The sequence below is a fragment of the Brevibacterium sp. Mu109 genome, assembly GCF_900169375.1.
GTDB classification, from domain to species: Bacteria; Actinomycetota; Actinomycetes; order Actinomycetales; family Brevibacteriaceae; genus Brevibacterium; species Brevibacterium yomogidense_A.
The window spans coordinates 1-12,922 of record NZ_FXZF01000020.1 but is presented as its reverse complement, the minus strand read 5'-3'; the positions used below and the strand labels follow the sequence as shown (position 1 = coordinate 12,922).

At 63.4% G+C, this 12,922-nt stretch carries 8 protein-coding genes; 1 reads left to right on the top strand and 7 read right to left on the bottom strand.

What is annotated here, in order from left to right:
* The first annotated feature begins 145 nt into the window (after window positions 1-145).
* A complete protein-coding gene (locus BSP109_RS12205; RefSeq protein WP_146001149.1) occupies window positions 146-4,741 on the top strand; it encodes a DUF5979 domain-containing protein in 4,596 nt (1,531 codons plus the stop codon).
* Between the two features lie 195 nt (window positions 4,742-4,936).
* Here BSP109_RS12205 and BSP109_RS12200 read toward each other — a convergent pair whose 3' ends face one another.
* The 7 genes from BSP109_RS12200 to BSP109_RS18005 all read right to left on the bottom strand — a co-directional run bounded on the left by BSP109_RS12200 (window position 4,937) and on the right by BSP109_RS18005 (window position 12,564).
* Window positions 4,937-5,311, bottom strand: a complete 375-nt coding sequence (locus BSP109_RS12200; RefSeq protein WP_101600977.1) for a nuclear transport factor 2 family protein — start codon at window positions 5,309-5,311, stop codon at window positions 4,937-4,939.
* A 65-nt stretch (window positions 5,312-5,376) separates the two neighbouring features.
* A complete protein-coding gene (locus BSP109_RS12195) occupies window positions 5,377-7,026 on the bottom strand; it encodes an amidohydrolase (protein ID WP_101600975.1) in 1,650 nt (549 codons plus the stop codon).
* Between the two features lie 50 nt (window positions 7,027-7,076).
* The gene (locus BSP109_RS12190; RefSeq protein ID WP_101600973.1) at window positions 7,077-7,892 is read right to left on the bottom strand and encodes an ABC transporter ATP-binding protein; all 816 of its coding nucleotides are present in this window, start codon (window positions 7,890-7,892) and stop codon (window positions 7,077-7,079) included.
* Window positions 7,889-9,565 (bottom strand): dipeptide/oligopeptide/nickel ABC transporter permease/ATP-binding protein, encoded by a 1,677-nt coding sequence (locus tag BSP109_RS12185; RefSeq protein ID WP_180959722.1) that lies wholly within the window; start codon window positions 9,563-9,565, stop codon window positions 7,889-7,891. The genes BSP109_RS12190 and BSP109_RS12185 overlap by 4 nt, the downstream gene beginning before the upstream one ends.
* Before the next feature lie 32 nt (window positions 9,566-9,597).
* Entirely contained in the window at window positions 9,598-10,623 is a 1,026-nt protein-coding gene (locus BSP109_RS12180; protein WP_087008518.1) for an ABC transporter permease, read from the bottom strand.
* A gap of 14 nt (window positions 10,624-10,637) precedes the next feature.
* The gene (locus tag BSP109_RS12175) at window positions 10,638-12,176 is read right to left on the bottom strand and encodes an ABC transporter substrate-binding protein (RefSeq protein WP_101600970.1); all 1,539 of its coding nucleotides are present in this window, start codon (window positions 12,174-12,176) and stop codon (window positions 10,638-10,640) included.
* Between the two features lie 196 nt (window positions 12,177-12,372).
* On the bottom strand, window positions 12,373-12,564 hold the full coding sequence (locus BSP109_RS18005; protein WP_180959721.1) for a helix-turn-helix domain-containing protein: 192 nt from the start codon (window positions 12,562-12,564) through the stop codon (window positions 12,373-12,375).
* Window positions 12,565-12,922: the final 358 nt, after the last annotated feature.

The window sequence follows — 12,922 nt, the reverse complement described above, 5'->3', positions numbered from 1 at the left end:
GGTGAAGTTCCGTTCACCCTCTCAGTTTTCATCCAGGGAACACTGACCGCGTTCGTAGGCTTCTTGCGGAAGCCCGCGCAAGTGGGCGGCGGCACCCACATGCGGGGGTCGCGTCCCGTACCCGTCGGTTCAGCAGAAGGACATCATGTTCGCAAGCCTCAAAGCTCCACCAGGCGCATATGCGCGCTTCACGACCTACTTGTTGGCGCTTCTCCTAGCGCTCGGCTCCACCTTGATGCTGCCGGTGACGGCACATGCGAACGGGGAAGCGCCCGCTGCGGGCAGCCCGATCGTCTTCACGGACATCAGCTTCCAGAACGACGAATTCGCCAGTGGCACGACTCAGCGTCTGGATGTCGCCTGGGAGATCGACGGCGAGGCGCAGAACCCCGTCACCGTGAAGCTGGCCATGCCTGAAGGCCTCAACGCCTCCAACGATCGGTTCTCGATGGCGGGGCCAGATGGCGAGGCCGCCGGCGAGTGCCTGATCGAGAACAACACGATCACGTGCACCGCTGACGCGGACTTCATCGAGAACAACCCGTACGACGTGTCCGGATCGTTCTTCATCCGTGTGAGCTCCTCGTTCACCAACACGGAGACGATCGAGCACACCTTCGACTTCGGTGAGTTCCAGAACGAGGTCACGCTGCACCGCAACGTCAACTGGTGCGACGACTACTGCGAGTACGGCTCGCAGGGCGCAGGCAAGTACGGCTGGTACGACAACATCAGAGACCAGATCGTCTGGACGGTCAACCTCCCCGCCGGTGAGCAGGGCATGACGGTCGGCGACGACGTCACGGTCACCGATGTCATGGATCCGGATGACTACTCCCTCGTCAAGACCAGCACGTATCCGCGCGTCCTGGAAGCCAGGACCATCTCGTACAACAGCTGGGGCCGGGAGTCCCTCGACTACCGCACGATGGCGGCTGATCGCGTCGAGTGGAGCAACGACGACCTCACGGTCGACTTCACGACTGCAGAGGGCCGCCGGTCCGACTACAAGGCGGGCGACTGCACGACGAACCAGGGCGAGGACGTCGACTGCACACGCGGCACCGACGGGGCCTTCTACCAGGTCCAGTGGCTGGTTGACGTCAACACCCCCGGTGATCTGAAGTCCAACGGCGACCGCGTCTTCTACAACAGCGCCGAGTACACGATCGCGGGCGAGAAGCGCACGATCGAGAAGTCGACGACGACCCGCACCTCCGGTGGCGGCAACGTCGTCGGACGCAACTTCGGCAAGTTCCAGCTGACGAAGGAGCTCACCGGCGACACGACGCTGAACCCGGAGTTCCAGGTGGACTACACGTACCAGGAGGACGGTCAGGACGCGCAGGAGCGCACCGCGACCTTCCGCGCCGGCGACTCGTTCTTCAGCCCGGAGATCTGGCGCGGGACCACTGTCGCGATCAACGAGGTCAAGCCGACCGATCCGAGCAACGTCACATGGGACGACCCGGTGTTCGTCGATGCCGACGGCAACGAGGTCACGGAGCTGACCTTCAGCGCGGAGAACGGGAACCTCGGTAAGGTCACCCAGCTGACGCTGAAGAACCGTGCAGTCCTCGACAAGGGCAGCTTCTCCGCCAAGAAGCTCATCGAGAACCCGAACAGCATCACGTTGCCGGCGGACCACGAGTACACCCTTGCTTACAGCTATCCAGCTGACACGGAGAAGGGTTTCGCAGCCGGATCCGGTGAGCTCAAGATGCCTGCGAACGGCGACGTCGTCACCAGCGGTGATCTGCCCATCGGCGCCGTGCTGAGCCTCAGTGAAACGGGCGTGCCGAATATCCCGGGCGCGACGTGGGACGCTCCGCAGTTCTCGCCCGACACGGTCACCATCGGCGAGCACGCCAATGTCACCGTCGACGTCACGAACCGGATCACGCAGGACTTCGGACAGTTCCAGGTCATGAAGTCGACCTCGGGCGATGGGCAGGAGCTCATCCCCGAGGGCACCGAGTTCACCGTGTCCTACAGCTATGAGGGGATCAACGGATTCTCCGGCGGCTCCGGTGACCTCACCGTGGCAGCCGGCGAGGTCTCCGACGTCAGCCCGAAGATCCCGTCAGGCGCGAAGGTCACCCTGGAGGAGATGACCCCGGTCGATCCTGAGGGTGGCAGCTGGGGCGAGCCCCAGTTCAGCCAGACCGAGTTCACCGTGACCAAGGATCAGGTCGTCACGATCGATCTGGACAACCCGATCGCGTGGAACAACGGTGACTTCTCCGTGCAGAAGGTCGTCGAGGGCGATGCGTCGCACCTCGTCGACGAAGCCGTCGCCTTCACGGTCGGCTACTCCTACGTGCTGCCGGAGGCGCTCGGCGCTGAGAACGGTACCGGAGAGGGGACGCTCACCGTCTTGAACGACGGCGAGGCCGTGACCAGTGAGCCGCTGCCGTACGACACGCAGGTGACTCTCTCCGAGGTCCAGCCCGGCCCCATCGCGGCTGCGACCTGGACCGGCTCGGCCTTCGATCACTCGACGTTCACGATCGGTGACGAGACCACCTTCGGAGTGACGCTCACGAACACGATCGAGCTGGACCTCGGCGGGTTCAGCGTCGACAAGCTGGTCAGCGGCACCGGCGACCACCTCGTGGCCGACGATGCTCAGTTCACTGTGAAGTACTCCTACCCCGAAGGCCCGAACTTCGAGGCCGGCGAGGGCGAGGTCGTCGTGACACCCGGGGGCGATCCGGCGGTCGTGACCGACCTGCCTGCCGGTGCGCAGGTGACGCTCGAGGAAGTCGCTCCGGAGAATCCGGAGGGCGGCACATGGACCGATGTCTCGTGGACCGAGGGCAATGTCCTGACGATCGGCAAGGATGAGACCACTGCGGTCGTTCTGGAGAACGCCATCGAGCTCAACACGGGCAACTTCTCCGTGGCCAAGGAACTCGACGGTGCAGGCTCCGGTCTGCTTCCGGACGACGCCAGCTTCGTCGTGCACTACGAGTACGAGGCCGGGGACGGCTTCGAAGCCGGTGAAGGACAGTTCGAGGTGTCCGCAGACGGCACCCCCGTTACCAGCGGGCAGCTGCCGTACGGTGCCGAGGTGCACCTGACGGAGGCGGAGCCGATCAACATCGAAGGGGCGACGTGGGAGGGCTACGAGTTCAGCCCGTCTACGATCACGATCGGTGACGGCACCACCGCCGAGGTGCTGCTGACGAACACGTTCGGCCTCAATGAGGGCTACTTCTCTGTCACGAAGAGCGTGGAGGGATCCGGTTCCGGCCTGGTCCCGTCTGACACGGAGTTCACCGTGGAGTATTCGTACCCCGCGGGCAACGGCTTCGAGGCGGGCAGTGGTTCGCTCGTCGTGAAGGCGGATGGCGAGACTGTGAAGAGTGACCCGCTGCCGTATGGCGCTGAGGTGACTCTGGCCGAGGTGGAACCCGTGCAGATCGAGGGCGGTACGTGGGTGGACTTCGTGTTCAGCACGGACACGCTGACGATCGGTGACGGCACGACGGTCGCGGTCGAGCTGACCAATACGAATGACCTCAACTCGGGTCACTTCTCCGTGGTGAAGGCTCTCGCAGGGTCCGGTGCGGGGCTGGTGGATTCGGATACCGACTTCACGGTCGAGTACTCATACCCGGCTGGCAACGGCTTCGAGGCCGGCAGCGGTGAGCTGACGGTCAAGGCGGATGGCACGGTCGCGACCAGCGATCCACTGCCCTACGGCGCGGAGGTCACGCTGTCCGAGGTCGCACCCGAGCCCCTTGAGGGTGGAGAGTGGGTCAGCCACGAGTTCAGCCCGGAAACCGTCACGATCGGTGACGGTGAGACTGCTGAGGTCACGCTGACAAACACGGTCGGTCTCAACGACGGCTTCTTCTCTGTGACGAAGAGTGTGGAGGGATCAGGTTCCGGTCTGGTTCCGGCTGACACCGAGTTCACGGTCGAGTACTCGTACCCGGCCGGCAGCGGCTTCGAGGCCGGCAGCGGTGAACTGATCGTGCGAGCCGATGGCGAGACCGTGAAGAGTGACCCGCTGCCGTACGGCGCCGAGGTGACTCTGGCCGAGGTCGAGCCCGTCGAGATCGAAGGCGGTACGTGGGTGGACTTCGCGTTCAGCACGGACACGCTGACGATCGGTGACGGCACGACGGTCGACGTCCTGCTCACGAACGTCAATGAGCTGGGCGCGGGTCACTTCTCCGTGGTGAAGGCTCTGGACGGAACCGGAGCGGAGCTGGTCAACCCGACCACCGAGTTCACGGTCGAGTACTCCTACTCGGAGGGCAACGGCTTCGAGGCCGGCAGCGGTGAGCTGATCGTGCGTGCCGACGGCATGGTCACGACCAGCAGTGCTCTGCCCTACGGTGCGGAACTGAAGCTGACGGAGGCTGCTCCGACCTCGGTCGAGGGTGGCGAGTGGACCGGTCACGAGTTCAGCACGGATTCGGTGACGATCGGCGAAAGCACCACCGCCGAGGTGACGCTGACGAACACGATCGACGCCGATGAGGTGCCCGAGGTGCCGGCTGAGCCGGGCGACGAGGGTGAGCCGGGTGAGCCGGGTGACGACAGTACGCCGGGTGAGCCGGGCGACGAGGGTACGCCGGGCAATCCGGGTGGCGAGGGGACGCCGGATGGCGGCGACCCGCTGCCGCGTACCGGCATGTCCCCCTGGGGCGCACTGGGTGCAGGTCTCGCGCTGATCGCACTGGGTGCGGGCGTGTACCTGTACACGGTCCGCAGGCACCGCGCCTGACGGAAGCGCGCCAGCCGCCGCCGGTCACACCATGACCGGCGGCGGTGAGCCGGACAGCGGTTGCGTGGAGAGTTGAATGCCGTGTGCCGGCCTGCAGAACGCAGGCCGGCACACGGCATTCAACGGTGCGGAAATGGGCTCAGGCAGGTCCGCAGAACGGAACTGTGCCCGTCGACAGCAGTCTCAGCGGCGTGCTCAGTCGACCTGTGACTCGATGACGTAGGTCCGGACCTCGGCGACGCGGCCGGTCTTCGTGGTGTTCGAGAAGCGGAAGGCGTGGCTGAAGCTGATCCGCGTCGTGCCGTCGTCCAGGAATCCGTCGCACGAGGCGAGTCTGCCGTGCGTGATGACCGATGCGATGTCGATGCGTACGGGGGAGAGCTCGGGGACCACTGCCTCTGCAGCGTCCGGGCCGTGGTGCGTCTGCGCGCCGATGATCGACCAAGACACGTCGTCCGCGATCCACGGTGACATGGCGTCGATGTCTCCGGCAGCCCAGGCGACGACGAAGTCGCTGACGATGGCGATCCGCGGGGCATTGCCGCAGTCCGTGGGCAGGGTGATCTCCATGCTTCTCCTTCAGTGCTTGAAGTGGACGAAGAGCCGACCGTGGTTCTTGCTGCGTCGTATCGGACTCAGACAGGTTCTGAGCGCTCGTATACCTTCTTGCCTGATAGGAACACCGACTCGGGGGAGAGCTCCAGGAGTTCTTCCGGCGCCTGAGCAAACGGGTCTCGATCATAGATTTGGAAGTCCGCGAAAGCGCCCGGAGCAACCATCCCTGCGCGGTCCTCTTCGAAGTTCGCATAAGCCGCGTCCGTCATATACATCGCAAGTGACTCTGCAAGGGTGATGCTCTGCTTCCGGTCAAGGACGGTGCCTGTACGAGTGGTGCGTGTGATGGCACCGAAGATGCCGTGCCACGGGTTGCCGGACGTCACAGGGACGTCGGAGTTCCCGGGAGCGACTATGCCGCGTGCGATGAGATCGCGGTGCGGGAGCAGCCGTTCAATTCGTTCGTCTCCCAGCGCCTCGGGGTACGAATCTCCCAGGTTGTAGACGAACCCTATGGACGAGGATGCGATGAGACTCCACTGGGCCATCGTGTCCAACTGCTCAGGCGTGGGTAATGAGCAGTGCTCGATGCGATTGCGGTTGGCTATGATCCATGGCAGCTCTCCCGACTTCTCCAATGCCTCGAGAGCCTGACCGATCGCCGCATCGCCGATAGCGTGGATCGCCATGCGAAGTCCACCGCGTGCGGCGGTGCGGAAAGCTGAGATCAGGCGCTCGGTCGGATGAGTCAGGATTCCGCGGTTATCGCTTCCTGCGTAGGGATCGTACAGCGCGGCAGTTCGGCCTCCGAGTGAGCCGTCGAGCTGGAACTTCACGCCCTGCACGCGAAGCATGTCGTTGCCTAGCCCTGACGTTATGCCGGCGGCAACCAGGTCGTCGAGGACACCCTCACGACCGGAGAAAGGGATCGCGTACAGCCAGGGCCGCATGCGGACCCGGAGCTGACCGGTGGTGTTGAGCCGCTGATACAAGCGCATGTGCGACGGCTCGGCGATAGCGTCGTTGACAGTTGTGACTCCCCACGAGTGGAAGTCGTCCTGTGCGAGGGAGAAGCCCTCCTCTCGCATAGCGTCGTCGGGTTCGGGCTGCGCGATCAGCCGTGTGGCGTCCTCCTGTACCAGACCGGTCAGTCTCCCGGTCGAATCGCGGACGAACTTGCCACCGAGTGGGTCTTCGACGGCCTCGTCGATGCCGGAGAGCGCGAGAGCGCGAGAGTTCGCCACCAGCATGTGACCGCAGGTGCGGGCGATGGCGACAGGGTGGTCCGGGGCGGCTTCGTCGAGGTCCCCGCGGTCAGGCATGCGGCCGTCACTGAGATATGTCTCGTCGAATCCGGCCCCGACTATCCAAGAACCTCGAGCGCTGCGCTCGGCGCTCCGTCGCACGGCTGTACGGATGTCCGCGATGCTGCTGACGGCGGCCGGCCGCATGTCGAGCTGAAGACGGTTGATCCCGTGACTCACAGGGTGGCCGTGGGACTCGACGAATCCGGGCATCAGATATTGCCCGTCTACGTCCGTTACAGCGGGCTGCTCCAGTGGGGACGTCGCTTCGGCGAGACCAGTCCCGGCGGGAACGATTGCGCGTACACGTCCCTGCGCGGTGATGACGTCACAGGGGCCCGTGAAGTGATCACCAGCCAAGACGCGGGCATTGGAGAAGACCCGCAGGCCACCCTTCAAGGGGGTGGGGAGACTCTGAGTGTTCATATGGACGCGCTCCTCGCTGGTGTGGCGGTTTACCCATCTGACGATATGGGTCAGTCGGTCAGTGAGAACCCGGGTGATCCTGGAATCGAATCCAATAGCTGCTGGGAGTAGGGATGTGACGGACGTGTGAGGACGTCGTGGCTGGCTCCTCGCTCGACGATCGATCCGCGTTGCATCACCATGACGTCATCGCAGACAGTTCGAACCACGGACAGGTCGTGCGATATGAAGAGCATCGAGAAGCTGTACTCACGCCGCAGCTCAGCCAGAAGTTTGAGCACCTGCACTTGGACGGACATGTCCAATGCCGACGTGATCTCGTCAGCTACGACGACGGCCGGGCGGCGGATGAGCCCGCGTGCTATTGCCAGACGTTGGCGCTGTCCGCCGGAGAACTCGTGAGGAAACCGCCTCATGCTGTCCGCGGGCAGCCCCACGCGCTCGAGCCAGTCGGCGATGTTCTGTTTGTGTTTGGCCGGCCGAGTCGTCAGGGGCGAGAGTGCCTCGGTAAGCGATTGGCCGATGGATAGGCGTGGGTTGAAGGACGAGAATGGGTTCTGCGATATGAAGCTCACAGCGTCCTGAACAGCAGTGGGAAACCGCTGCCCTGGAGTGATCTCGGTCCCCGTGATGTTCAGCCGACCTGCGTCCAAGCGATACATCCCGCACACGATCTTCGCGATGGTCGATTTACCCGAGCCGGACTCGCCGACCAGCCCCACTGAGCGACCCTGCTCCACGGTGAAGGACACTGAATCCAGTACGTGATTCGCACGGACGCCGTGACCGAACTTCTTCGAGACCCCCTCGACTCTGACGCTCGAAACGCTGTCGACCACCGCAGACGAAGTCTTCTGGGAACTCAACGGTCTCCTCCTTCGCGAGCTGCTTCCAAATACAATGTGGCGTCCAGAAGGCGCTGCGTGTAGGGATGCTTGACGTTGCGAGTCCGTATCTGAGCAGGTGTCAGCTCCTCCACGAACTCACCCCGGTACATGACCAGGACGCGGTCGCAGAGCTCCTCGACGACACCCAGATCGTGGGAGATGAGAAGAATGGACGCACCGCTCTCGGCGCGGAATCGATAGATCTTGCGGAGCACGTCGGCTTGGACGGATACGTCGAGTGCGGTCGTAGGCTCATCGGCGATGAGGAGTTCAGGGTCGAGCAGCAGCGCCTGCGCGATGAGGCACCGCTGCAAGAGTCCTCCGGACAGCTGGTGAGGGAATTGGCTCAGGACGCGCTCGGGGTTCGGCGTGCTCAGCGATGTGAGAGCCTCGAGCAGTTCACGGTGGATCCGGTCCCTATCCCAGCCCATATGCTCGCGGAAGACGTCGCCGAGCTGACTCTCCAGGCGAAGTGACGGGCTGAACGTCGACATGGGGTCCTGGTAGATGAGTGAGACCGTCCGGGCGAGCACAGAAGGAGCAGGGCGGTTCAGCATGTCTGTCTCGCGTATGCGCATCCCGGAGGCGGTGCGCCACAGCCCGTTCGGAGCCAGTCCGGCGATACTCATCGCTGTGAGGGACTTGCCAGAGCCTGATTCGCCGACGATCCCCAGAATCTCCTGAGGCGCAATATGGAGCGAGACGCCATTCACAAGCGTGTGTCGGTCACCGGCTTCGCTGATCGTGCCGATACTGAGATTTTCCACTGCCACTGCAGGTTCGGGCTCTGCGGTTGACCGCGTCGAGGTGCGAGTGCCGGACTTCACTTTCTCGATGAAGCGCGTGATCGCACCCTGCGGCGCGGACATCTTAGGATCCACCATGGCGGCGAGGCCGTCGCCGAACAGGAGAATGCCCAGACCAAGAGCGACCATTCCGATGCTTGGTCCGAAGACGCCCCAGGGCTGGCTGCTCATCTCGGCCAGGCCTTCGTTTAGAAGACGACCGTAATCATATTCTGGCGCTTGGACTCCCAGTCCGAGGAACGAGAGGCTCGACAGCTCGACAAGCGTGAATGCAGTCGAGTTCGCCGCGGCGACCGAGAGCGGAATGGCCACATTGGGCAATACGTGGCGGATCGCGACGACGACCCGCGGCACGCGCTGGAGCTCCGCGATCCTCACGAAGTCCTCGTTCACGACCTGCGCGGCGAGAGTGGACGTGAGACGGATGTACATGGGAATTCCTGCGATACCCACTGCAACCATCGCTGACGTTGAGCCTGGGCCCAGGATAGCTGCGACCACAAGCGCGAGAATGAGTGCGGGGAATGCAACAGCGACCGCATTGACCTGCAGGATCGCACCCTGCAGGCGGGGACCGAGTAGCCGTACGACAACGCCGATGAACGTGCCCGCGGCGAATGAGATGATGCTGGCCCCGAAGGTGAGCAGCAACGTCAAACGCGTTGCCGTTATCACCCGGGCCAGAATGTCCCGTCCGAATCCATCTGTCCCGAAGGAGTTCGACAGAGATGGCGACTTTCGGGCATTCAGCGGGTCGATCCCGTTCGCCGAGCTGGAGAAGACCATCGGCCCGATGACAGCGATCGCGACGAACGCAGCGATCAGCAGAGCCCCGGCCCAGAACACCGCATTGCCGCGTCTGCGACGGCGCGTCTCATTCATGCGTCACTCCTCGACTGGAGGTGGCGGGGGTCGACTGCTGCAAGAGCCACGTCAATCAGGATGTTGATGATGACTGCGACCATGCCGAGCACCAGGATCGTGCCCTGTATGACTGGATAGTCGCGCGTGAGAATTGCGTTCACGACGCTCGTTCCGAGTCCGGGCCAGGAGAAGACCTGCTCCATCACCAGCGCACCGCCGATCATGCCCGAGAGCATGAGACCGGACAGCGTGAGAGCAGCCGTGACCACGTTTGGGAGAAGGTACTTCAGATACACGACTCGGCCGCTGAGTCTCCATCCTTCTGTAGTGCGGATGTAGTTCGCCTGGAGGGCGCTCTCCGCTTCCCGGCGCACGATGCGGCTGAGAGAGCACACCGGACCGATCGCGAGAGCGACGATCGGGAGGACGTAGGACGATGGCTGCTGCGCTCCGCCTGCCGGGAGGACTCCGAGTGTGAGGGCGAACAGGATGATGAGAAGCGTGCCACGCACGTAGACGGGGACTGCGTCGATGACTGCCGTGACCCAACTGAACGCCTGGGCCAGCCATGTGCGGCGACCATTGCGAGTAAGGACCGTCACGCCGACTCCGAGGATGAAGGCAAGAACGAGTGTGATCACGATCGACGCGCCAGCGACGACGAGAGTGTATGGCGCGCGCACGGCGATCTGCTCACTGACAGTTCCGACGCGGAATGAGGTTCCGAGGGTGCCGGAGAAGATGTCACCCACGTACGTGAGGAACCGCTGCCAGACGGGGTCATTCAGGCCGAGCGTCTGGCGTGTCGCCTCGACCACTTCCAGTGAGGCGTCCGGGCCGGCTGCCGCGCGGGCGGCGTCGCCCGGAATGAGAAGGACGATGGAGAACGTCACGATGACGAGGAACACGAATGACAGGACAAGGGTCCCCAGCTTCCTGGTGAGGAACCACGCCCACGGAGTTCCGACCCATGCCGGAATCAACCGCTGCGGAACGCCATGGCCGAGGCGACCTTCTACGGTGCTGTGCACACTTGTCATCTGCCGCTCCTCGGTCAATCTGCGACGCGGACGGCGGTGTAGTCCATCCGGGAGTTGGGCGGCTCATACTGGATGCCATCAGCCAGCGCGAACACCTCGACACTCGCTGTCAGCGGGACGACATCGACGCGTTCCAGGAAGTTCTGCTGGAGCTCCTGATACGTCGCGCATTTCTCGTCCTGATCAGTAGTGCGCATGACCTCGTCGGCCAGCTGCTCGCCCTCCGGGTTGTCGGCACGCGACATACTTCGACCGCCGTCCTCGATCGGTGCCCCCATGATCCGACTCACCCCGGTCCACAGCGTGTTCGTCTGATTGACGGTGCCGAACAGGGTGATGTCCCATGACGGTGCGTCCGGCCCCAGGACCAGCGATGCCCATGTCGAATTGTCGACGATCTGGTAATCCACGTGTGCACCGGCATCGCTGAGCTCCTGGTACACGTACTCTGCCCCGATTCCATTCGGACCGAACGAGTTGGATGCGGAGTACACCATCTCAACTCCTTCGAGCAGTCCCTCCGCTTGGACGGCTTCGCGGTCATACTCCTCGACGAGCCCTTCGTCGGTGTTCGCACACTGCATCCCCGAATCTCCCATCGTGTACTCCACCTCGCTCCTGCCCGCGTAAGTGACTTCGTTGTACGCCTCACCAGACAGAGTTCTGGCTACAGCACGACGGAGGTCTTCGTCCTGGAAGGGGCTGGCGTCGTGCTGGTTGAACACGATGTACTGCTCACCGATGTAGACGAGAGCCACGTTGGGGAACCGTTCCGTGTCGGTGGGACTGACCCCAGCCACGTCGAGCGATCCGCCCAGGACCTCGTTGGCGTTCGTTGCGACATCGCTCCCGACTGAGAACGACATCCGTTCGGGTGGTCGACCGTCCAATCGGCTGACGAAGTCCGGCCACATGTCGTAGTCATCGCGAAGCTCCATCACGTACTCGACTCCGCTGGTCGCGGAAGCCAGCGTGAACGGTCCGCTGAACGCGTCGGGCACACTGCCGGAAGACAGCCCGTCGAGGTCCTCGAGTCCTGCTGGGCATACGATCCCAGAGGCGACCATCGTCAGGCCCGCATCCAGCTCGGAGAACGGCTCGCTCAGACTGATCTCGACAGTATTCGAGTCCTTCGCACTCGCAGTCACGTCGCCATTCCCGAAGACCAGGATCTTCGAGCCGGATTGGGTATCCGGCGATGCGAAGCGGTTGAGGGACTCAGCGACTACTGCGGCGTCGATGGCGGTGCCGTCGGTGCACGTGGCGCCGTCAGCGAGTTCGACTGTCCCGCCCGAAGCGTCGAAGTCCCAGTCCTCAGCGAGACCTCCGACGATGTCACCATCGTCGTCATAGCGCAGAAGCGTGTCGAACAGCATGCGGCTTGCGTAGTAGTCATCGCTGCCTACCAGCTTGGCAGGGTCGAAACTCTGCGGATCCGCGGAGAAACGGGCCCGCACGGTGTCAGAATCTGTTGCCGGACCACCTACGCATCCCGCGAGGGCCAGGGTCAGCACTGCGATGACTGCTGCAAGACGGGTGCTGCTGGCATTCATGGACCTTGGAATGACTATCCCCGCTTCCGACAGGAGCTGCGGAGCGTGTGCTCGTACTGCCCGGCGCCACAGTGAACCGGACTTCTATGCCTCGCAGCTCAGATGTCAACCAGCCTAGGAACAACTGTTACCTGTGTCACTGTCTCGCGATGAGGCAGTTAGCGTGCGGTGACTTCCCATCTGGGAAGTCACCGCATCAGTATCGCGATGCGGGAGAGATGAACGCGAGGTAGATGATGACTTTCGACGCGAATGAGGGTATCTCGAGTCCTGTCAGGTGTGAGATCCGGTGGAGCCGGTCACTGACCGTCCGACGGTCCACCTGGAGCATCTCCGCAGTTGCGGAGGCGTTGCAATCGCTGAGTGCATAGGTGCGTGCGGTCGTCACCAACTCTGGCTCAGCTCGTTCCAACTCCTGCGCGATGAATGCCGCGTACGCCCGGAACGACTGACTATCGTCGCGGAACAGCAGAATGGTGCTCGCAGGCGCTTCCCTTCGGGTGAGGACCTGCTGCGTGCCCGGTGATGCTCGGTCAGCGAGCGCGAGTATCACGCCCGCTTCGCGAGACGCGCGCTCGTCGTTGACGGCAGAAGACTCCGCTGCTGCACCGTCCGCTATAGCGGCTCTTCGCGGTTCGTGGTGAATGACCCTGCTGTGGCGGGTATTCACGCTACGGTTCTCGCGGCGCTGGTGAGCAGGATACGCGTCCGGTAGTTCTCCGCGTTGCGGAATCCGCGGCCGGTGC